Annotated in this window: 18 protein-coding genes; 7 read left to right on the forward strand and 11 right to left on the reverse strand. The window is 72.8% G+C overall.

All coding sequences use genetic code 11. The features are described 5' to 3' along the window. Positions 1-49: 49 nt before the first annotated feature. A complete protein-coding gene (locus tag ACF073_RS08975) occupies positions 50-2014 on the forward strand; it encodes a protein kinase (RefSeq protein WP_392067860.1) in 1965 nt (654 codons plus the stop codon). Between the two features lie 81 nt (positions 2015-2095). Here the strand turns inward: ACF073_RS08975 and ACF073_RS08980 are convergent, their stop codons facing one another. The 5 genes from ACF073_RS08980 to ACF073_RS09000 all read right to left on the reverse strand — a co-directional run bounded on the left by ACF073_RS08980 (position 2096) and on the right by ACF073_RS09000 (position 10514). Then, the gene (locus ACF073_RS08980; RefSeq protein ID WP_392067861.1) at positions 2096-3295 is read right to left on the reverse strand and encodes a cytochrome P450; all 1200 of its coding nucleotides are present in this window, start codon (positions 3293-3295) and stop codon (positions 2096-2098) included. A gap of 31 nt (positions 3296-3326) precedes the next feature. Further along, a complete protein-coding gene (locus ACF073_RS08985) occupies positions 3327-4697 on the reverse strand; it encodes an NAD(P)/FAD-dependent oxidoreductase (RefSeq protein WP_392067863.1) in 1371 nt (456 codons plus the stop codon). Beyond that, a complete protein-coding gene (locus ACF073_RS08990; RefSeq protein WP_392067864.1) occupies positions 4687-4896 on the reverse strand; it encodes a ferredoxin in 210 nt (69 codons plus the stop codon). The genes ACF073_RS08985 and ACF073_RS08990 overlap by 11 nt, the downstream gene beginning before the upstream one ends. Positions 4897-5051: 155 nt before the next feature. After that, entirely contained in the window at positions 5052-9350 is a 4299-nt protein-coding gene (locus ACF073_RS08995) for a discoidin domain-containing protein (RefSeq protein ID WP_392067866.1), read from the reverse strand. 198 nt (positions 9351-9548) lie between these two features. Further along, a complete protein-coding gene (locus ACF073_RS09000) occupies positions 9549-10514 on the reverse strand; it encodes an LLM class F420-dependent oxidoreductase (protein WP_392067867.1) in 966 nt (321 codons plus the stop codon). Between the two features lie 186 nt (positions 10515-10700). Between ACF073_RS09000 and ACF073_RS09005 the strand changes: the two genes are divergently transcribed. Beyond that, the gene (locus ACF073_RS09005) at positions 10701-10874 is read left to right on the forward strand and encodes a CsbD family protein (protein WP_392067868.1); all 174 of its coding nucleotides are present in this window, start codon (positions 10701-10703) and stop codon (positions 10872-10874) included. 95 nt (positions 10875-10969) lie between these two features. Here the strand turns inward: ACF073_RS09005 and ACF073_RS09010 are convergent, their stop codons facing one another. Continuing rightward, complete coding sequence (locus tag ACF073_RS09010; protein WP_392067870.1) at positions 10970-11128, reverse strand: hypothetical protein; 159 nt, start codon at positions 11126-11128, stop codon at positions 10970-10972. A gap of 260 nt (positions 11129-11388) precedes the next feature. Here ACF073_RS09010 and ACF073_RS09015 point away from each other — a divergent pair, with 260 nt between their 5' ends. Continuing rightward, positions 11389-12570: a PP2C family protein-serine/threonine phosphatase gene (locus ACF073_RS09015; RefSeq protein ID WP_392067871.1), complete on the forward strand. Its 1182-nt coding sequence runs from the start codon at positions 11389-11391 to the stop codon at positions 12568-12570. A 101-nt stretch (positions 12571-12671) separates the two neighbouring features. After that, positions 12672-13175 carry a hypothetical protein gene (locus ACF073_RS09020; protein ID WP_392067872.1) on the forward strand — a complete coding sequence of 168 codons (504 nt, stop codon included), beginning with the start codon at positions 12672-12674 and terminating at the stop codon, positions 13173-13175. A gap of 31 nt (positions 13176-13206) precedes the next feature. Here ACF073_RS09020 and ACF073_RS09025 read toward each other — a convergent pair whose 3' ends face one another. Continuing rightward, positions 13207-14445, reverse strand: a complete 1239-nt coding sequence (locus ACF073_RS09025) for a PP2C family protein-serine/threonine phosphatase (protein ID WP_392067874.1) — start codon at positions 14443-14445, stop codon at positions 13207-13209. A gap of 155 nt (positions 14446-14600) precedes the next feature. Then, entirely contained in the window at positions 14601-15284 is a 684-nt protein-coding gene (locus ACF073_RS09030; protein WP_392067875.1) for an endonuclease, read from the reverse strand. A 177-nt stretch (positions 15285-15461) separates the two neighbouring features. Between ACF073_RS09030 and ligD the strand changes: the two genes are divergently transcribed. Beyond that, complete coding sequence (ligD, locus tag ACF073_RS09035) at positions 15462-16394, forward strand: non-homologous end-joining DNA ligase (protein ID WP_392067876.1); 933 nt, start codon at positions 15462-15464, stop codon at positions 16392-16394. Between the two features lie 75 nt (positions 16395-16469). Beyond that, positions 16470-16922 carry an SRPBCC family protein gene (locus ACF073_RS09040; protein WP_392067878.1) on the forward strand — a complete coding sequence of 151 codons (453 nt, stop codon included), beginning with the start codon at positions 16470-16472 and terminating at the stop codon, positions 16920-16922. Between the two features lie 245 nt (positions 16923-17167). Here the strand turns inward: ACF073_RS09040 and ACF073_RS09045 are convergent, their stop codons facing one another. Then, a complete protein-coding gene (locus ACF073_RS09045; RefSeq protein ID WP_392067879.1) occupies positions 17168-18883 on the reverse strand; it encodes an aldehyde dehydrogenase family protein in 1716 nt (571 codons plus the stop codon). Beyond that, entirely contained in the window at positions 18880-20457 is a 1578-nt protein-coding gene (locus ACF073_RS09050) for a GMC family oxidoreductase (protein ID WP_392067880.1), read from the reverse strand. Before ACF073_RS09050 ends, ACF073_RS09045 begins: the two co-directional genes overlap by 4 nt. 199 nt (positions 20458-20656) lie before the next feature. On the opposite strand from ACF073_RS09050, the gene ACF073_RS09055 reads away from it, so the two are divergent. Then, positions 20657-21301, forward strand: coding sequence for a TetR/AcrR family transcriptional regulator (locus ACF073_RS09055; protein WP_392067881.1), 645 nt, complete (start codon positions 20657-20659; stop codon positions 21299-21301). Positions 21302-21492: 191 nt separating this feature from the next. Here ACF073_RS09055 and ACF073_RS09060 read toward each other — a convergent pair whose 3' ends face one another. Next, on the reverse strand, positions 21493-22002 hold the full coding sequence (locus ACF073_RS09060; protein WP_392067883.1) for an inclusion body family protein: 510 nt from the start codon (positions 22000-22002) through the stop codon (positions 21493-21495). Position 22003: the final 1 nt, after the last annotated feature.

The following is a 22003-nucleotide window of genomic DNA, read 5'->3' on the forward strand; positions in this document are numbered from 1 at the left end:
GTGATGCAATAGGGCGCGAAGCGGAGCGGATCTCGGGGTGGAGTGCGGCGTGTTGAGCAACGGTGGGCCGGGCGCGGGCAGTTTCGAGCCGCTGGAGGCGGGCGATCCGCGGACGGTGGGCGGCTACCGGTTGGTGGCCCGGCTCGGGTCCGGCGGCATGGGGCGGGTCTATCTCTCGCACACCCCGGGCGGACGGGCCGTCGCGGTCAAGGTGATCCGGCCCGAACTGGCCGAGAACACCGAGTTCCGCAGGCGGTTCCGGGCCGAAGTGGCCGCCGCGAGCCGGGTGCACGGGATCTACACGGCTCCCGTCGTGGACAGCGACACCGAGGGGGCCGTGCCGTGGTGCGCGACCGCCTATGTGCCGGGGCCGTCCCTCTCCGACGCGGTACGCGACCACGGGCCGCTGCCCGTCGACACCGTGCTCCGGCTGATCGCCGGTGTGGCCGAGGCGCTGCAGGCGGTGCACCGCGAGGGCATCGTGCACCGGGACCTCAAGCCGTCCAACGTCCTGCTCGCCGCCGACGGCCCGCGCGTGATCGACTTCGGGGTGGCCCGCGCGGCGGACTCCACGTCACTGACACAGAGCGGTACGGCCCTCGGCACGGTCGCCTACATGGCGCCGGAGCAGGTCCTCGGCGCCGAGGCCGCCCCCGCCGCCGACGTCTTCGCGCTGGGGCAGACCGCCGTGTTCGCGGCCACGGGCCACGCCGCGTTCGGGGACGGGGACCCGCACGCGGTGCTGTACCGCGTGGTGCACGCCGAGCCCGATCTCGGCGGTGTGCCGGCCGGGATACAGGAGCTGGTGGCACGGTGTCTGCGTAAGCCCCCCGCCGAGCGGCCCACCGTCGAGGAGATCATCCGCTCCGTCCAGGCGGTCCAGGCGTACCGCGGTGACGAGGCGCGCTTCACGTCCGGGGCGTGGCTGCCGGGCGAACTGGCCGCGGGGATCGAGGCACGGGCCGCGGGCGCCGATCGGGCACGGGCGGGCACGGCGACTCAGGGCGCGGCCCAGCCGCCGGGCGCGTCCGGGGCTCCCGGCGCCTACGGCACCGCCGCCGCTCCCCACCTGCCCGGCGCCCCGGCTGCCTACCAACCACCGCCGGTCGCGGGGGAGTTCGGGCCGCCCGCTGCCTACCCGGCCGCCTACCCGGCCACCGCGCCGTCCCCTGCCGTACTGCCCGGGCCCTTCGTCATGGGGCACGGGACCACACCAGGCCCCTACGCCCCCGCCGGCGGCCCGCAGCCCTACGACCCGGCCGGGGCGCAGACCGCCCCGGTGGCCGCTGCCGGCACGGCAGGCAAGGCCGGCAGACGGCGGATCTGGCTGCTGTCCGCCGCCGCCGTCGTCCTCGTCGCCTGCGGCGCGGCCGTCACCCTCCTGCTGGTTCCGCGTGACGGAGACCAGGACGACGACCGCGCCCAGCAGGCGGCCGCGTCGCGGTCGGCCACGTCCGCCGCGCCGTCGCCCTCCGCGTCCGGCTCGAAGGCCGCCCCGGCCTCCAGGAAGGCGAAGGCCACCGAGTCCGCGCCGCCGCCCAGCCCCTCTGGACCTCCGACACCCACCCGGACCGCGTCCTCGGCTCCGCCCGCCGCCGCGACGAGCAAGCCCGCCGCGGCTCCGCAGGCGCCCGCCGGGGTGACGTACACCGGGATCCGGATGACCAAGAGCCACGACCTGTATCTGGCGGACAGCCCGGTGCGGGCCAAGGCGGACAGCGGCACCTCCGACGAGGACCTGACCTACGCCGTCTACTCCTCGGGCGCGCTCCTCGCCCCCGGCACCGACTCCGGCAGCTCCCTCGCGCTGCTGCCCGCCGGCCGGCCGGGCGGTCTGGACGCGTGCAAGGCGGCGACCGGCTACAAGAGCTACATCTGGATCAAGGACCTCGGCGTCGGCCAGCAGATGTGCGTCATCAGCGGCACGGGCCACGTCGGGCTGGTGACGTTCCGCGGCGCGTCCGGCTCGGCGTACGCCACCCTGGACGTGAAGGTGTGGCGCGACGCGGCCTAGCCCATTCCGCCGCAGAAAAGGAGTCCAGGCCTCTGCTGAACTGACGCATCCCAGCGACAACTCCGCGTCGAGCCCGCCCCCTCACCACCGCACGGGGAGATGGCGCGGTCCGCGCAGCATGGCGTTCTGCCGGTAGGGAGGGGGGTCCTCCACCAGGTGGGCCGTGACCAGCCGGGGCAGCAGCGCGCCGAGCGCGGCCTCGGCCTCGATCCGGGCGAGCGGTGCGCCGTAGCACAGGTGGACACCGCTGCCGAAGCCCAGGTGCTCGTTGTCCGACCGGGCGGGGTCGAAGCGGTCCGGTTCATGGAACCGCCGGGGATCGCGGCTGCCCGAGGCCAGCACCAGCACCACGGGCGCTCCCCGGGGGATCGTGGTGCCGGCGACCTCGATGTCGACGAGGGGCGCCCGCTCGCGCATGTGCACCGGGGGCTCGTAGCGCAGCAGTTCCTCGACCGCCCGCGGCAGCAGGGCGGGGTCGCGGCGCAACCGCTCCGCCTGCTCGGGATGGCGCAGCAGGGTCAGCACCCCGTTGGTGATCAGATTGACCGTGGTCTCGTGTCCCGCGATGAGCAGCAGAGTGGCGGTCACCCCCAGCTCCTCGGGGGTCAGGCGCAGCGCCGGATCCGGCTCGTTGACGAAGTCGGAGAGCAGGTCGCCGGTCGGCCGGCCGCGGCGCTGCCCGGCGAGGTCCAGCAGATACTCCTTCAGCGCGGCGCCCGCCTCCGCGCCCGCCCGGTCCAGCTCGGCGGTGTCCTGGTCCGGTCGCACGTCGGCGGCGGCCACCAGGGCGTCCGACCAGCTCCGGAACAGCGGCTCGTCCTCGTGCGGCACCCCGAGCAGCCGGCAGATCACCGTGACGGGCAGCGGGTAGGCGACATCGTCGACGATGTCGACGGGCCGGTCCGCCGGGAGGGACGCCATGAGGTCCTCGGTGATCCGGGCGATCTCCCCGCGCATGGCGTCGACCCGGCCCGGGCTGTGCGGGGGTCCGAACGGCCGCATGGCCAGGGTGCGCTGCCGGTGGTGCTCGGGGTCGTCGAGCCGCAGGAACGACGGATCCCTGTGCTCCCCGGACGGCGACCAGCTGCGCAGCGCCCGCTCGTCGGCGCTCATCCGGGGGTCGTGGAGCAGGGCGGCGATGTGGTGGTAGCCGCCGACCAGGAAGCCGCCGTCCTCCTGGCGGACCACCGGGCCGGCCTCGCGGAGTTCGGCGTACAGCGGGTACGGGTGGGGCCGGTTCGCGTAGTCGGTGATCCGTGCCAGCAGGGTGTCCGAGGCCATCGCGGCTCCTCGTGGTCGGGCGGGACGCGGGTCAGGTCGGCGGGACCACCATCAGCCGGCGATCGGGCAGATGACCGGTGAGCGCCACGACGGGTTCGTGGGAGAGCCCCTTCGCGTCCGGCACGTCGGACGGGAGCGGGACGTCGGCCATGAGCGCACGGTCCGCCGCGCCGGGCGGGGGCGGGAACGGAGCCGCGGTCTCGATCAGGTGCCGGTAGTAGTCGAGCGACTTGGCCATGTCGACGGTGACCGCGGCGGTGACCCGCCCCCGGTAGCCGTAGACCATCGCCAGCCGGCTCGCCTCCAGGGAGCCCTGGGCGATGACGACGTGGTCGGAGTAGGTGGGCACGCCCACCGACTTGATGTTCAGCCCGAACTGGGTCGACCAGAACGTCGGGACGGCGAGGTGCGGGCGCTGCAGCGGTCCCGGATTGATCATGTTGTGGGCCGCCACCTCGGCCTGCGCGACCGCGTTGCCCCAGTGTTCGAGGGAGAGCATCTGGTACCCGAAGAGCGGGTGCGGGAACCGGGAGACGTCGCCGGCCACGTAGACGTCGTCGGTGACGATGCCGTACATGTTGAAGGCCCGGCACCCGGCGTCGCAGGCGATCCCGCGCGGTCCCGCCGCGAGCCCCGACTCCGCCAGCCACTCCACGTTGCGCACCGCCCCCAGCGCCACGACGCACACGTCCGCCTCGACCCGGCTGCCGTCGGACAGGTCCGCGCCGACGAACCGGCCGTCCCCGTCCCCGAGCAGCGCCGTCACCGTCGCGTTGCAGCGCAGATCCACACCGTGGTTGCGCTGCATGACGGCCGCGAGCTTCGACAGGGTCCCGCCCAGCGCGCCCACCAGCGGCGCGGGCCCGCGTTCGGCGACCGTGACGTCCAGTCCGCGCTCCCGGCAGGCGGAGGCGATCTCCGAGCCGGTGAAGCCGGCGCCGATCACCAGGACCCGCCGCGGCCCGGCGGACAGCCGCTCGGCCAGTTCCGCCCCCTCGTCGCGGGTACGCAGGGTGAGCACCCCGTCGAGGGCCGCCTGAGCCGGGGCGGGCCAGGGCCGCGCCCGGGTTCCGGTGGCGATCAGCACCCGGTCGTACGGCAGCGACTCGCCGTCGGCCAGCAGCACCCGCTTCCCCAGCAGGTCAAGGCCGCAGGCCGCCACTCCGAGCCGCCACTCGGCGTCCGGGTCCCGGCGCGTCGGCAGCCCCGTCGAATCGGCCGGCACATCGCCGAGCAGCACCTGCTTGGACAGCGGAGGCCGGTCGTACGGTGCGTACGGCTCGTCGCCCACCACGGTCAGCGAGCCGGTGAAACCCTCCTCGCGCAGCGTCTCGGCGGCCCGCAGGCCGGCGAGCGACGCGCCCACGACGACGATGCGGCCGTCCCGCAGCTCACCCGCCATCGGCACGCACCGCCTCACCGGCGAGAATGGCCTGGACCGGGCATGCCGCCGCGGCCTGGCGCACGCGCTCCAGCTGATCGTCGGGCACGGACGTGGCGTACAGCAGCCCCTCCTCGCCATGGAGGCGGAACACGTCCGGCGCGAGGAACACGCACTGCGCATAGCCCTGGCAGCGCGTGAGATCCACGACGAGCTGCATGGCCCTCTCCTCACCTCGACGCCCTTCCGTTCCATCATGGACAGCGACCCGGAGGCCCGCCACGCGAAGACCGTCCCGGGCGAGCCCCGCGGCAGGGCGACGCCGCGCCCGGGGTCCCGGGCGCGGCGCCTTGTGCGGGTCGAACCGCCGTACGTCTACTGGACGTTGATCGTGAACGTCGACGTGGTGTTGCGGATGTCCACGGCGTTGTTCTCCAGCCGGAGACCGTTGAAGGTCGCCGAGCCGACCGCCGGGCCCTGGCCCGGTTCGGGCAGTTCGTTGGCCCAGATCCCGAAGCCGGACTTGGCGTCGAAGGCGTCACCGCTCCGCTGCGCACCGGTGATCGACACATCGGTGAAGACCGTGTCCTGGACCGGGTTCTGCGCCGTGCCGCCCACGTAGTTCGTCTGGAACATGATCCCGCTGTAGGTGGGATCGACGATGTCCACGTCGGTCACCCGGATCGCCTTGTACGCCTTCGAGGCCGAGAACATCCAGATGGCGCCGAAGGTCTGGTTGCCCCAGAAGTGACCGCCCGCCCGTACCAGTGAGGCGTTCTCGACCTTGGTCTGGCCCGGGCCGAAGCCGTTCATCGGGTAGCCGAAGTCGAGGGAGCTGATGGTCACACCGGAGTAGACCAGCGTGTCCGCGATGTACAGGTTGCGGAACACGTTGTTCTCGCCGCCGTAGACGGCGAGACCGGCCGCGCGCCAGGTCAGGACCGATGTCAGGTTCTCGTAGACGTTGCCGGTGTTGTTGCCGCCGGAGCCGTCGGTGGCGGCGAACAGCGCGAAGCTGTCGTCGCCGGTGGAGCGGGCCTGGTTGTTCTGGACGAGGTTGTTCTGCGACCCGTTCGTCATGTTGACGCCGTCGGCGAAGGTGTCGCGGATCCGGCTGTTCTTGATCGTGACGTTGTCGGTGTTGGCTCCCCAGTACAGGCAGACCTGGTGCTCGGCCCAGACGTTGTCGATCGTCAGGTTGGTGATGCCGTTCGCGTCGAACACCTTGCCCGGGCCGTCGATCCGGGAGCTGTAGTTGCCGAAGTAGGAGAAGCCGGCGAACGTCGAGCCGCCCGCGGTGTCGGTCACCCGGAAGCCCACGTCCGTGTTGCTCTGGTTGGCGGGGGAGGAGAACCGGGTGTACCAGGGCCCGGCGCCGATCACCTTGACGGGCTTGAGGTAGACGGTGAACTTGCCGGTCGTCTGGTAGTCGCCGGCCGGCAGGTAGACGCCGACCAGTTTGCCGGTGCTGTCCATCCGCACCTTGTCCAGGGCGTTCTGCACGTCCTGGTGGGTGAAGCCGGCCGGTGTGACATAGGTGGCCGGGTCGGGGTTGGGGACCGCGGCGACCTGCTCGGTGTCGATGAAGTCGATGGCGTACTGGGAGGTGTTGGCCGCGTCCTTCTGCAGCCGGATCTTCGCACCCGCCGGGACCGTCGTGCCGAGCATCAGATGGGCCTCGTCGTAGATGTGCCGCGGAGCACCCGCGCCGGGCGAGTCGCTCGGGCTCGCCTCCGCGCCGTACAGCCACGCGTACTTCGAGGTCAGGTCGATCGCCTTGGCGAGGGTGCCGTTGACGTAGACGTCGAGGGTGGCGTCGGTGCCGCCGCCGCTCGGGGAGTCGGGGATGGAGAACCGGGTGACCAGCGTGTTGGTGGGCTCCTTGGTGGTCCACTCGACGTAGCTGCCGGTGCTGTTGAGCGTGACGGCCTTGCGGCCGGACGCCTCGCCCGCGAGGTCGCCGATGGTCCGGTTGGGCCCGACGATCCGGGCGCCGCCGCCGATCGCACCGTCCTCCGCCTCGTACGTGGAGAACGGCAGGTTGGCGCCGCGGCCGACGAACAGCGGTTTGCCGCTGGTGTTGTTGGCGCGCTTGACCGGCAGCTCGTTGGCGTCGTCGGCGATCACCGTGCGGACCGTGTACTTGCCGCCCACCGCGGTCCACGAGCCGAGCGCGACCGGGCCGGTGGTGGCCCCGGCGGCGATGGTGCCGTTGTAGGTGCCGGTCAGGGTGCGGACCGTGCCGCCGTTCCCGTCGAGCAGGGTCAGGGTGACGGGGTGCGCGCCGCCGGCGGAGGCGATGGTGCCCTGGTTCTTCAGGGCGACGGTGAAGTTCACGTTGCTGCCCGCCGCGGGGTTGTCCGGGGACCAGCCGACCGGTGCGGCGACCAGGTCGGAGCTGTCGACCGGGCGGACCACCAGCGGGGAGGCGGCGGTGAAGGAGTTGTTGGTGTCGTTCTGCTCGATCACCGTGCCCGCTTCGTCGACCTTCGCGGTGAGCTGGTACGACCCCGCGTCCCGGGTGCCGATGGAGGCGGTCACATCGGTGGCGGCGCCCGCGGCGAGGGCGCCGACGTTCGCGGTGGCCACCTTGGTGGTGCCCAGGTAGAAGGTGACGTCGCTGGCCGGGGAGGCGGCGGTGCCGGTGTTGGCGACCCGCGCGGTGAGGCGGACGGTGTCGGTCTCCACCGGTGCGGCGGGGGAGGCGGTGAGACCGGTGACGGTCAGGTCGGGGTTGGGCGCCGGGTCACCGATGACCTGAAGCTCGCCGATCTGGCCGCCGGGCGCTCCGGTGTTGCTGTTGACGCGCACCTGGACGTCGGCGGTGCGCGCGGTCACCGGGATGGTGACGGTGTTGCCGGTGGCCGGGTTGAAGCCGTAGTCGGCGGCCGGCACCAGGCTGCTGTACGTGGTCGCGTTCTGCTCGCGCCCGAGGATCTGGATGTTCTGTGTCCGCGCACCCCAGACCGGGTCGGGGTTCAGCTTGATGACGACCTGTGAGATGTCCGCGTTGGCCCCGAGCTTGACGGTGAGCGTGCTCGGCCAGGCGCCGCTCGCGCCCTCCCAGTAGGTGCCCACGTTGTTGTCCACGGCATTGGTGCCGACATACGTGTACACGTGCCCGGACTCCACCACCGGCTTGCCCACCGCGAGGTTGCTGGCGAGGAGGCCGTCGCCGGTGCTGACCGCCCTGGCGCTCGGCGGCGAGGTGTTGCCCGCGGCGTCCTCGGCCCGCACCTGGTAGGTGACGGTGGCACCGGCCGGCTGCCGGTCGGTGAAGGAGGTGGCCGTGCCGGGCACGCTCCCGCGCAGCTTGCCGCCGGCGTAGACGTCGTAGCCGGTGACCTTCCTGTCGTCGCTCGACTTCTGCCAGCTGAGCGCGACGGCACCGGACTTGGCGGCGGCCGCGGTGAGCCCGGACGGCTGGGTGGGGGGCTGGGTGTCGCCCTTGGCCGCCGCGCGCGTCACGGTGTTGCCGGCCGGCGACTGGTTGCCCGCCGCGTCCCGGGCGGTGACGCGGTAGGCGAGAGCGGCGCCCCGGGGCTGGGTGTCGGTGTACGAGGTCACGTCGCCCGCGACGCTGGTGCGCAGGGTGCCGCCGAGGTAGATGTCGTAGCCGGTGACCTTCTTGTTGTCGCGCGCGGGCTGCCAGGCGAGCGCGACCTTGCCGCTCTCCGGCTGGGTCAGCTTCAGGTGCCGGGGGGCCGAGGGCGGTGTGGTGTCACCGGTCGCCGGGCCATACACCTCGAACTCGGCGAGCCGGCCGCCGGTCCTCTTCGTGTCACCGGTGAGCGCGAGGCGCAGATACCGGGTGGTCGTGGTGTCGAAGCTGATCGTCGCCTGGTTGCCCTTGCCGGGGCTGAAGCGGTACGCGGCGGCGGCGACCAGGTCGGTGCGGTGCCTGCCGTCGGTGCTGCCCTGCACCGTCAGGGTCTGTGTCCGGGCGGCGGAGCCGGCCGGGAGCTTCAGCACCACCTTGTCGACGCGCACGGCCGCGCCGAGGTCCGCCTCGATCCAGGGCGCGGAGTCCTTCGTGCCGCTTCGCCAGTAGCTGTTCCGGTCGGCGTCGGCGGCACCGGAGGCGGCGTGCCCGGTGGCGGAGCTGCTCGCGGTCAGCCGCTTGCCGCGGGCCAGGTCGGCGCTGCTTCCGGTGGCCCGGTGCGCCGCCAGCTCGGCCAGCTGACCGGCGTCGGCGACGCTGTTTCCGGTGATCTCCACGCGCAGATAGCGGGTGTGGAGCGCCGGGAAACGGATGGTGACGGTGTTGTCCTCGTCCTGGGCGAAGGTGTAGGTGGCCGAGGTGACGAGGGTGCGGAACGCCCTGCCGTCGTCGCTGCCCTGGACCGACAGGGTCTGGGTCCGGCTCTTCCAGCCCTCGGGCAGGCGGAGGACCGCCCGATCGATCCGGGTCCGGGCGCCGAGGTCGATCTGCGCCCAGGAGGGGAAGGCGCCGCGGCGGCCCTGCCAGTAGGTGTCACGGTCACCGTCGTCCAGAGCCGCGGCCGCGTGGCCGCGGATGCTGCCGGCGACGGCGGCAGCGGTGCCGGCCGCGGTGCCGGCCGACGGGCCGGGGCCGTCGGCCGCCAGCGCGGGCAGGGCCGGTACGCCGACCGCCAGGAGGCTGCCCGCCAGTGTCCAGGCGAGCGGGCGCCATCTGAATCGCTTGCTGCGCATCGTGCTCCTCGTCTGCAGGAGTGAGTGAAATCCGTGCTGCTGTCAGGAAGTTGCGCGAGGATGATCGTAGAAAGCGACGCTCTGTAAGTTATTTGCGTCGACTTGTTGAAGCGTTGCAGAGGCACGGGTGTACGTCCATGCCCATGACAAAAGATCACTCGCGCGCACGATGCGCGGTGCGGTGAACGGCCCGCGGGCTCAGAGCCCGCGCAGCACGGGCAGCAGCGTCTTCTCCGCCCAGTCGAGGTAGGGCAGTTGTGCGGCGCCGCCGATCTGGATGAGGGCGACCTCGGTGAAGCCCGCGTCGATGTACGGGCGCACGGCCTCGGCGAACACCTCCGGGTCGTCGCCGCAGGGGATCGACGCCGCCACGTCCTCCTCGCGCACGTACGCGCTGGCGGAGGCGAAGCCCGCGGTCCCGGGCAGTTCGGCGTTGACCTTCCAGCCGCCGCCGAACCAGCGGAACTGCTCATGCGCCCGCCGCACGGCCGTCGCCCGGTCCGGGTCGTAGCAGACCGGCAGCTGGCCCACGCGCGGCTTGCCCGCGCCGCCGTTCTCGTCGAAGGCGCTGACCAGGTGCGCGTCGGGCGCTACGGCGATCATCAGATCGCCGAGCCGGCCCGCCAGCTCGCAGGACGGCTGCCCGGAGACCGCCACGCCGATCGGCGGCGGGGTGTCGGGCAGGTCCCAGAGCTTCGCTGACTCCACGTCGAAGTGCGTGCCGTGATGGTTGACGTAACCGCCGTCGAACAGCGCCCGGATGATCTCGATCGCCTCGGCCAGCATCTCCTGGCGCACGTCGGCGGCGGGCCAGCCGCCGCCCACCACATGCTCGTTGAGGTTCTCCCCGGAGCCGAGCCCCAGCCGGAACCGGCCCTCCGACAGCAGCTGCGTCGTCGCGGCCTTCTGTGCGACGACCGCCGGGTGGTAGCGGATCGTCGGGCAGGTCACGTAGGTCATCAGGGGGATCCGCGAGGTGGCCTGCGCCGCCGCGCCCAGCACGCTCCAGGCGTAGGGCGCATGCCCCTGCTCGTCGAGCCAGGGGAAGTAGTGGTCGGACGTCACCGAGAAGTCGAAGCCCGCCTCCTCGGCCCGGACGACATGCGTCACCAGATCACGCGGACCGGCCTGTTCCGTCATCATCGTGTATCCGAATTGCACCATGAGGTCCGGGTTTCCAGCCTCTCCGCGGGAAAACCGCCCTCCCAGGCGGCCCGCCGCCGCCCGGTGGCGCGCGGACCTGGTCGGCGGCCCGCCCCGTTGCTCCGGGATACGGGCGAGTCGTCCCGGGACACGGGGGTACTCGGCCGGGAGGAAAGCGACGCCCTACGCGGTGAGGAGTGAACGACCATGGCGAAGGACCAGAAGGCCAAGGCCAAGATGGAGCAGGCCAAGGGCAAGGCCAAGGAGACCGCCGGCCGCACGGTGGGCAACGAGCGGTTGACGGCCGAGGGGCAGGCCGAGAAGTCGAAGGGCGACGCGCGCCAGGCCAAGGAGAAGATGAAGGACATGTTCAAGCACTGACGTGCCACGCACGGTGCGGGATCCTGGGACTGCGCCCCAGGGGTCCCGCACCGCGTGCGCCCGCCCGGAGTTCACCGCGTGTGCTCGCTCAGGGTTCACCTGCGTGCGCCCGCTCGGAGTTCCTCCTCCATGCGGATCGCCTTGCGCAGGTCGTCGTGGGCCTCGGGCCGCTCGCCCTTGTGCTGTGCGAGCAGGGCCGCCGCGATGCTGTCCAGCTTGCGCTGGATGGCGTGCTCCGCGCGCCGCTCGGACACGGCGTGGCTGCGGGCCCGTGCCGGGCGTCCGGCACGGGCCGTCTCGCGTGTCCCTTCCTCGCTCCGGCGGTGCACCGCACCGCGCCCACCGGCCGAGTACCCGGCCCCGGGCCCTCTCACCTCACCGGACCGTCCGAGCGCCGTCCGGGCGGCCCGGACCGTCCCTGTTGGCCTCCGCGGCGCCGGGGTACCCGGGGGGCCGGGCCGGCGGACGGATGCCCGGCAGCGGGAAAGCGAGGGGTGCACGGGAGGCGAGACCGATGTCGATGCCGGACAGCGGAGGCGACCCGCTGCGGGATTTCCTGGCCGACCCGGCCTACGCGACGGTCGACCTCGTCGACGCCCTCGACCGCTGCACCAAGGCGCTCGGGCTGGAACATTCCCGGGTCTACCTCGCGGACATCCAGCAGCGCCACCTCGTCCCGCTCACCGAGGTGGCCGCCGGGCTGCCCATCGACGCATCGCTGGCGGGCTGGACCTATCGCACGCAGTCCCTGAGGGTGGAGCCGTCCGAGACCGGCGCGGTGATCGCCTGGTTCCCCTTGCTGGACGGTGCGGAACGGCTGGGTGTCCTCGCGGTGCACGCGTCCGCCCTCACCGCCGCCTCGCTCGAGCGCGGCAGGGCACTCGCCACGCTCGTCGCCATGATGGTCACCTCCCGGCGCACGTACAAGGACTCCTTCGTCCGGCGCACCCGCACCGAGCCGATGCAGCTGCCCGCCGAGATGCTCCGCGCCTACCTGCCGCCGCGGACCATCGGCAACACCCGCGCCGTCTCCACGGCCGTCCTCGAACCCGCCTACGAGCTGGGCGGCGACGCCTTCGACCACGCGCTCACGGAGACGACGCTGCACGCCACCGTCCTCGACTCCATGGGGCACAACCTGGCCTCCGGGCTGACCAGCGCCGTCTCGCTGGCGGCCTGCCGCAACGCCCGCCGGACCGGCGCCGACCTGCCCGAGCTGGTGCGCACCGTGGACGAGGCGCTCACCGCATGGCTGCCGGACCAGTTCTGCACCGCCGTCCTCGCCCAGCTGGACTTCGCCTCGGGGGTGCTGCGATGGAGCAACTGCGGCCATCCCGCGCCCCTGCTGATCCGCGACCAGCGGCTCATCGTCGACGCTCTGGAACGGGAGCCGGATCCCCCCTTGGGACTGCCGTCCCTCCTCGCGGCCAGGCCGCGCGGCACGCACGAGACGACGCTGCGGCCCGGTGACCGGGTGCTGCTCTACACCGACGGCGTCACCGAGGCGCGCACCCGCAGCGGTGAACTCTTCGGCCTCCAGCGCTTCACCGACTACATCATCCGCGCCACCGCCGCCGGAGAGCTGCCTGCCGAGACCCTGCGGCGGCTGATCCACTCGATCCTCGACGTGGAGACCGACCGCCTGCGGGACGACGCCACCATCCTGATGTTCGAGTGGCAGCCGGCCGGTGCCTGATCTCCGGGGGAGGGAAGTGCGGGGCGGCCGGATGATCCGCGGCGATCGGGGGCACTCGGAGGCGGAACACGACAGACCGTGAGAAAAGGTGAGGAGAGGACATGAGGCAGCGGAAGCCGGCCCCCTCGGCCCGCACCATGCCCCTGCGGACGGCGGCCACGGCGGTGCGGATCGTCCCCGGCGGCGCGCTGGCGGGCAAGGCGGCGCAGCACCTACTGGACAGGTTCGGGACGATGTCGCCCCGACGCCGGCGACTGGCGGTCTACGTAGGGGCCGGAGTGCTCGGGGTGGCCGGCGTGGTGGAATGGCCCGTCGCCCTCGCCGGCGCGGCCGTCGCCTGGCTCACCCGGTCCCGCGGCACCGGCCGCACGGCGTCCGCCGCGCGGAAGGGGCGCGGTGCGCCGGCCGGCCGCGCCGGACGGTCCTCCGGGCCCGTCACGCCCACCCCGAAGGCGCGAGTCGGCCGCAGGGCGGGCGGCCGGAGGACGCCCGGACCGATCACGCCGACCCCGAAAGGGCGAGTCGGCCGCGGGGCGGGCGGCAGGACGACGCCCGGACCGATCACCCCCACCCGGACGGCGCGAGGGGGCCGTACGACCCGTTGAGCCGCGCCCGCCCGTCGAGCTCCGGGGCCGCCTACAGCCGGATGACGACGAGGGCGATGTCGTCCTCCGCGGAGCCGATGACGCCGAGGCGGCTCAGGATCTCGTCGGCCAGCCGCTCGTGTTCGAGGGCGACGGACCGGGAGACGATGCCGGTCAGGCGGGCCAGGCCGGTGTAGATGTCCTCGCCGCGCCGCTCGATCAGCCCGTCGGTGTACAGCACCAGCACGTCGCCGGGTGTGTACGTGAGGCTGACCTGCGGGCGGGGGATCTGCTCGGCGCGGGCCCCGAGGGGCGGGTCGGTGGCCTTGTCCAGCAGGTCGTGGGTGCCGTCGCCGTGGCACAGGATCGGCGGCGGGTGCCCGGCACTGCTGTACGCGATCAGCCGCAGGTTCTTGTCGATGAGGACCTTGACGGCGGTGGTCGCGAGGGCGCCCTCGACGGAGCGGGCGTACAGGCTGAGCACCTCCAGGGCCTGGGCGGGGCCGTCCGAGGCGCGGATGGCCGCGCTCAGCGCGCTGCGGAGCATGCCCATGGCGACGGCGGCCTTCAGTCCGTGGCCGACGACGTCGCCGACGGCCACCGCGAACCGGCCCGCGGAGACGTCCGCCACGTCGTACCAGTCGCCGCACACATGGAGGCTGCTCGTCGCCGGCAGGTAGCGCACGGCGATGTCGGGGTGCTGCGCGAGGTCCGGGACCTGCAGCATCGACTCCTGAAGGGCCAGGGCGACCTCGCGTTCGCGGGCATGCGCCGCGCGCAGCTCCTCGTTGAGCCGTTGCAGCTCGAACGAGCGCACATACAGCTCGGCCGCCTCCGTGTCCCGCGGTGACTGCCCGGGCGGCCGGCCGCGCAGCCGGTGGTGGACGACGGCGGTCACGTTCTCCAGCCGGTGCAGGATCCAGGCCGGTGTGCCGTCCGGCCCCAGGACCGGGATGTTGATCGGGCTCCACCAGCGCTCCTCGCGCGCGGCGGAGGCGCCGGCCAGGGGGAGGACGTCGTACCGCAGCACCGGCATGATGTCCTGCGACCGGGTCTTGAGGACGCGCTCGAACGAGGCCATCAGTTTCCCGGCGCCGTAGTACCGGGCATCACCCGGGTCGTCCGGAAGGACGTCGGCGAGGCTCTTGCCCACGAGATCGTCGTGCGTACGGCCTGTCACGGCCAGATACGCGTCGTTGGCGTCGGCGATCACCAGGTCCGGTGCCAGTACGAGGCAGGGACTCGGCGTCGCCGCGAAGATCGCGGCGTAGTCGACGGCTGGATTCGCCATGACGCGCCCCTGCCCATCAGGTGGAGTCCCCTCAACCAATCTACGGAGCACCGGGCCGTCCCGCCTCCCCCGAGAGCGCCCCGCCGGCGGCGCCCGAGCCGTGCCGTGAGGGTGCCGCGGAGACTACGGGCGGTTCAGACCGCGCCTGCGGCGGTTCAGATCGCGCCTGCGGCGGTGCGGACCTCGTCGGCCAGCGGTTTGTCGAGCGCCGCGTGGACCAGACCGTCCACGAAGCGCGGCATGTCACCGCCGGTGACAAGCCCGCCCAGCTTCGCCGGAGAGGCCGGAAGACCGAGCCGTCGCGCCCCGTCCAGTGCCTTGCGGTCGAGGTACGGCGCCAGCTCCGGCCAGACGCCCTGCACCTCCCGCAGGAAGATGTCGGCACCGGTGGGCCCGATCCCGGGGATGTCCAGCAGGGCCTTCTTCGGGTCGGCCTCCTCGCGCAGCCGGCGCAGATCACCGCCGTAGCGTTCGAGGACCAGTTCGGCCCCCTTGCCGAGCTGGGTGGAGGTCCGCTCGTCGTAGCGGCGGTATCCGCCGGCGCCGAGCGCGTCGACGCGCTCCTGCCAGGACGCCTTCGCCATCGCCCGCGGATCGCGCAGCCCCGCGTCGAACAGCGCTCGGGCCGCCGCCACCGCGATCTCGCCCCGGATCCGGGCGCTGAGGAGGACCGCCAGCACCAGCGCCTGGTAGAGCGGGGCCGGCGTGTCGCGCAGCCGGATACCGGCCTCGGCGGCATAGGTGCGCTTCTGCCGGTCCAGCAGGGCGCGGACCAGCGCCTGCTCCGTGCCGCCGCCTGCCGTGCTCCCGCCCGTTCTCCCGCCGGTCCTCACCGTCATCGTCCGTCACCGATCCCCGTCGCCGTTCCGGCGTGCCGCCGGGTCGCACCGGAGGCCCGCTGCCACGCGCCCCGGGTACCCGCCCCCGCTTCCCCCGATGCCGAGGGCATGCGTCCCGGCCGGGCGGGCACTCGGAGCGGCGGACGACAGGCCCGGTGGACGGGACGAGGCGGATCCATGAGTGCCAAGGCGAAGACGCGGGACGAGCTGCGCGTGGGCGGCAGAACGGTGCCGTTGTCCCACCCGGACAAGGAGATGTTCCCCGGCGACGGGATCACCAAGGCCGAGCTGGTCGACTACTACCGGACCGTGGCCCGCCCGATGCTCACCCATCTCAGGAACCGCCCGGTGGTGATGGAGCGGTATCCCGACGGGTACGGCGGAAAGTCCTTCTACCACAAGGACGTTCCCGCCTACTTCCCCGACTGGATCCGTACCGTCCGGGTGCCGAAGGAGGGCGGCAGCCTCACCATGGCGGTCTGCGACGACACGGCCAGCCTCGTCTACCTGGCCAACCAGGCGTGCCTCACACCGCATCCCTGGCTCAGCCCGGCGGACTGCCTGGACTGCCCCGACCGGCTGGTCTTCGACCTCGATCCGCCCGGGGAGGGCACCGAGGAGTTCGAGACCGTCCGGTGGGCCGCGCACCGGCTGGGTGATCTGCTCACCGAGCTCGGCCTGCGGCCCGCGCTGATGACGACCGGGTCGCGCGGACTGCACCTGCTGGTCCTGCTCGACCGGCGGACGGACTTCGACACCGCACGGCACTTCGCCACAGACGTCGCCGAGCTGCTGGCCGCACGCCACAGCGACCGGCTGACCACCGAAACCCGCAAGGACAGGCGCCGCGGCCGGCTCTACCTGGACGTCCAGCGCAACGCCTACGCCCAGACCTCGGTCGCCCCGTATGCCGTGCGGGCCCGCCCGCACGCCCCGGTCGCCACCCCGCTGCACTGGGACGAACTCGACGACCCCGGCCTCGGCCCCCGCCGATGGACGCTGCGCACCCTCCCCGACCGCCTCGACACGCACGGAGACCCCTGGAAGGGACTCGGCCGCTGCCGCCGCTCCCTCACCCGGGCGCAGCAGCGCCTCGCCGCTCTGGGATGACATCGCCGCACCCCGGGATCACCGAGGAGCACCGACAGGTGCACATCAGGGCATAAAGGTGCATAACCTGATCGTATGGCCCGCAATCGCCGGCTCATCCTGAGCCCGCCCTCCACCGTCTGGCGACTCCTCTGCGACGGCTACCGCTACGGCGAATGGGTGACGGGGACTCAAGCGGTCCTCGCCGTGGATCCGCACTGGCCGGACGTGGGCGCCCGGCTGCGCGTCCGGGTCGGCGCAGGCCCCCTGACCCTGGACGACACCTGCGTCGTCCGCGTCTGCGAGCCGCGGGAGCGGCTGGAGCTGGAAGCGAAGGCGGATCCGTTCGGTGCCGCGCGCATCGCCATGCGCCTGGCCCCGTGGGGCGAGCACACCCTCTTCGTCCTCGACTGGCACCCGCTCAGAGGCCCCGGGACACGGATGCACGGCGTGCCCATCGACTACGTCGTCGCCATCCGCAACGGCATGATGCTGACCAAGCTGGCCCGCATCGCGGTGCGCGAGCGCCATGACAGCGGAGCCCGATGACCGCGGAGCGGCCTGGCGCACGACGAGCCCGCGCCGGTACGGCTGCCGCCAGGGCGACGGCGCTCGCAGGAGCAGGCCGCCGGTCGTGCCGGGTCTCCGGCTCCCGGCCGCGGAGACGGGCTGCCGGTCACGCCGCCCGCCGCTTCCTCGCCCCGCACGTGACGAGCATCCTGTGCGCGCCGAGCCGGCTCCCCTTTGCGAAGGAGCCGGCACACGGTCGTACGACGGGCAGAGGGGCGCGCGCCTCAGCCGCGCAACGCCGAGGCGAAGAGGGCCGGCAGCGCCGACCAGCGCGGAGCCGCGGCGAAGCCGGCGAGCAGCCGGCCCGTGGTGGCCGCCGTACGGTGGGAGACGAACCACGGGGGTTTGGGCGACATGACCGGCTGCCCGTGCAGCAGCGCCCGGGGCGCCGGGCGGAACGGACCGCGTACGACGGTGCGCTCCGGCCCGTCCAGGAGCAGGGCGTTGTGCACCACCCCGATGCCGCTCTGCACGTCGTCCAGCGTGTGGCCGGGGAAGGCCCCCCAGGGGGCGGTCGCCGTCAGATAGCCGACGCCGGTCCACGCGTTGACCCCGATCGTGCCGTAGCGGAGCCGGGCGATCGCCTGGTCGAGCGCGGGGCCGAGAGCGGCGACCGTGCGCGGGTCCGCGATGAGGTTCACGCCGAGGGTGCCGGCGAACTCCTCGTTCGCGGTGCGGACCGCCTCGTCGAGGAACGGCCGGGCGGCGCCGGGGAGTTCCAGGACGGCGAGGACCGGGGCGAAGTACTCGGTGGTCAGCGCCGGGCCCGGCGCGGCCGGGTCGAGGTTCCCGATCAGTACCCGGCCCCCGTCGACGCTCTCCGCGCCGGGATACGCGCCCAGCGCCTGTGCCACCCGGTCGTCGCTGCCCGGGTAGTAGGCGGGGCGGGCCGGGGCGGCGGACAGCGCCGCGCGCAGATGGGCCAGGAAGCGGTCCTTCAGCGGCCAGTCGGAGGAGACGACGACCACCTGGCTCGCCACGCAGTTGTAGCCGCCGTTGTGCAGCCGCTGGGTGGCGACGTGCTCGGCCTGATAGCGCAGGTCCGCGTCGGTCCAGTCGCCCGGCACCACGATCGTCGGGGACACACCGCCCAGTTCGCTGGTGACCGGCTTCTCCAGCAGCGGCGTCCCCGCGGCCTTGCGGGCCGCGCCCTCCGGCCCCGTACCGAAGACGATCGCGTCATGGGTGGCCGCGCTGCCGGTCATATGGACATGGCCCACCCTCGGGTGGTGCACGAGGTACGCGCCGACATCCGCGCCACCGGTGAGGATCCGCACCACGCCGGCGTCGACCAGCGGCGCCAGCACCCGGCTGAAGACGTCGAGGAGGCCGTCGGTGACCGGGTTGAGCTTCAGGGCCACCACCCGGTTGTGCGCGTACAGCTCGTACAGCACGTCCAGGATCGGGATCGAGGTGATGTTCCCCGCGCCCAGTACGACGCCCACGCCCCCGGTCTCGGCCGGGCGGCGCAGCCCCAGGCCGGCGCGGGCGCGTACCGTCTCCTGCGTGACGCCGGGCGGCATCCACACCTCGGCGCTGAAGCCGTTCAGCAGCAGCCGGTCGAAGACGCCGTGCGGCAGGACGCTGAGCGCGACCCGCCCGCCCGGCGCCCGGCCGACCGGGAACCCGTCGACGGGGCTGCGGCCTTCCGCCAGCGCCCCGATGCTCGCGGCGAGCGCGCCCACCGACGTCAGCACCGGATACGGCCCGGTGATCCACTCCTCGCCGGCCAGCGGGCTGTCGTCCGGCAGCCGTTTGTACGCGGTGGCCGCGCGCACCCATGCCCCCGCGTGCTCGGCGGTGGCGGCGCCCACCTGTTCCAGCAGCGCGCGGCGCCGGTCCAGGCCGCAGGAGGCCCAGACGGCCTCGCCGCGGGCCAGGTCGTCGACGGCCCGGTCGATCGCCCATGTGTCGTCGGTGGCCGGTGCGGTGGTGGTCATCGCGGCTCTCCCGTACGGTCCGTGACGCCCATGATGAGGTCGGCGGCCTTCTCCGCGGCCATGATCGTCGGCGCGTTGGTGTTCCCGCGGGTCACCGTGGGGAACACCGAGGCGTCGACGACCCGCAGGCCCGCGACGTCGAGGACGCGCAGCTCGGGGTCGACCACCGACCCGATGGCACAGGTCGACGTCGGGTGGTAGAGCGTCTGCCCGGCCCGCTGGGCCCAGGCGAGCAGGTCCGCGTCGGAGTCCGAGGCGGGCGCGTCGCCGTACGGACCGGTGACGAGGTCGGCCACCGCCGGCCGGGCCGCTATCTCGCGGGCGATCCGGATGCCGGCGACGATGCAGTCCCGGTCCTCGGGCGTCGTCAGATAGTTGTGCACGATCCGGGGCGCGGTGTCGGGGCGCGCGGAGCGCAGGGTCACCGTGCCGCGGCTGGTCGGGGCGAGCACGCACGGGCCGAAGGCGAAGCCGTGCTCGGTGGCGGCGCCAAGCCCTTCCTGGTGGAAGAGCACGGGGGCCGCGTGGAACTGCAGGTCCGGGGCGGTCAGGCCGGCGCGGCTGCGGAAGAAGCCGCCCGCCTCGCCGATGTTGGAGGTCAGCGGGCCGCGCCCCTCGCTCTGCAGGAGCGCGGCGTTCTCCGGGCTCGCCGCGCCGATCAGCGACTCGGCATCGGTACGGAAGTTCAGCAGCGTCATGTAGTGGTCCTGCAGCCCCTGGCCGACCGGCAGGTCGCGCACGACGGCGACTCCGAGGGCGGACAGGGCGGCGGCGGGCCCGATGCCGGACAGCATCAGCAGTTTCGGTGACTCGTAGGTACCCGCGGACAGGATCACCTCGCGCTCGGCGCGGAGCACCTCGACGCTGCCGTTCCGCTCCACCTCCACGCCCGTCGCCCGGCCGCCCTCCAGCACCACGCGGTGGGCCCGGGCGGCGGACAGCACGGTGAGGTTCGGCCGGGCCAGGGCCGGGTGCAGAAAGGCGACGGCCGCGCTGCACCGCAGGCCGCCGCGCTGCGTCAGCTGGTAGCGGCCGACGCCGAACTGGGTCTCGCCGTTGAAGTCGTCGTTCGCCGGATGCCCGGCCTGCTCGGCGGCGCGCACGAAGGCCGAGGCGAGCGGATGCCCGGACCTGCCGTCGCTGACCGTCAGCGGCCCGCCCTTCCCGTGGAAGGCGTCAGCGCCGCGCTCGTTGTCCTCCGAGCGCTGGAAGTACGGCAGGACGTCGGCGTAGGACCAGCCGGTCGCCCCGGCGGCGGCCCAGCCGTCGTAGTCGGCGGGGTTGCCGCGCATGTAGATCATCGCGTTGATCGAGCTGGAGCCGCCGAACGTGCGGCCGCGGGGCAGGTAGGTCCGCCGGCCGCCCAGTCCCGGCTCGGGGTCGGTGTCCAGGTCCCAGTCGAGGTCGCTCTTGAACAACTGGGGAAAGGCGGCCGGGACATGGATCTCCTGCGCGGTGTCGGGGCCGCCGGCCTCGATCACCGCCACCCGCACACCGGGGTCCTCCGACAGCCGTGCCGCCAGCACGGAGCCCGCCGATCCGGCGCCGACGATGACGTAGTCGTAGATGCTCATTCCCATCCCCTTTGACAGAAAAGGCGGTTCACTGGTGAAGAGGTCTGCCGGTTCTGTGGCCTGGATTATACTCAAATTCGAATCGAGTTTGAGTTTAGATGGTGCGAGCGTCCTGTCAACCCTGTGCGCACGAGCGCCTCGGCTGCCTTGCCCACCGTCCCCGTCTGGAGTTCAGGTGCCAGTGATACGATCTCGAATCGTGTTTGAAAAGACTTCGCCGAGCCAGGCTTCCGCGCGTCCGCCGGCGGTGCAGCGCCGCGGGGTGGAGCGCAGGCGGGCCATCCTCGACGCGGCCGAGGCGCTGCTCACCGAGCAGGGGTACGCTGCCGCCACGCTCAAGGCGATCGGTGAGCGGGCGGGCATCCCGACCGCCTCCGTCTACCACTACTTCTCCGACCGGCATCAGGTCGACGCCGAGCTTCTGCAGCGGCACGTGAGCGAGTTGGACGCGCTCACCCGCGCCGCGCTCGACGACCCCGAACCGCGCACACTGCGCGAGGCGGTCGACGCCGTCATCGACCCCTTGCTCGCCTACTTCCGCCGGCATCCGAGCTGTGCCGAGCTGTGGTTCGCGGGACGGCACGAGGTCCTGGTCGACCTGGTCCGCGCCTTCGACGAGACCCAGGCCGAGCGGTTCTGGCACTTCGTCGTCGAGCACGGACTCGTCCCCGCCGACACCCCCCGGCTCGTGCTGCGACTGGCCCTGGAGGCCTGCAGCCGCCTCTTCGACGTCGCCTTCCGCCATTCCCCGGCCGGTGACGACGTCACGATCGACGAGGCCCGCCGCCTCGTCACCGCCTACCTGGAGACCTACGCCCCGCAGCCGCCGAAGCGGCGTCTCTGACGGGCTGATCCGACCGGGAGCGGGGCGCTGCCGTGCTACTCCCGGCGTGCGGCACGCCCCCCCCGCCGGTGTACGCACCGCGCCGACCGCGCCTCCCGGGCCGCTTCCGGCTGTCTTCACCTTGCTCATCCCCGCGGCACCGCGAGGGGCGGCGGCCGTGGTGACCGCCGCCGCCCGTCACGGCCGGGCCGTCAGGCGTCCTCGATGGTGATGAAGGGGTCCCACTGGAAGTACCCCTGCAACTGCCGGTGCCGGTCCAGGATCTGGAAGTAGAAGTGGTACACGACCTTGCCGACGCTCTTCACCGTGGTGCGCCAGTAGTGGTCCTGGTACTTCTGCGTCACGAAGTCCGGACTGCCCTCGCCGCCCTCCTTCGGCAGCGGGTAGACACCGTCGACCACCTCGATCTCCGGCGTCCTGATGAGCGTGTGGGTGCTGTCGCTGCTCACGTACCGGTACAGCAGCGCCTTGTAGTCGCTGCCCAGCGACAGCGTCGTCTCCCGCCACCGGACGGTGTCCCCGGGCTCGGCCCGCAGGTTCAGCTCGGCGCCCGACGTGCCGACGATGTGGTCGTGCCGCGTCGTCATGTAGATCAGGCTCTGGTCGACGTAGGTCGGTGCGTCGGGATTCCGCGACGCGTTGGGATTCTGCTCGACGATCGTGGCCGCGTCGAAGGCGATCAGGACGTTCAGGTCAGCCATT

The organism is Streptomyces sp. NPDC015171 (assembly GCF_043079545.1).
Classification (GTDB): Bacteria; Actinomycetota; Actinomycetes; order Streptomycetales; family Streptomycetaceae; genus Streptomyces.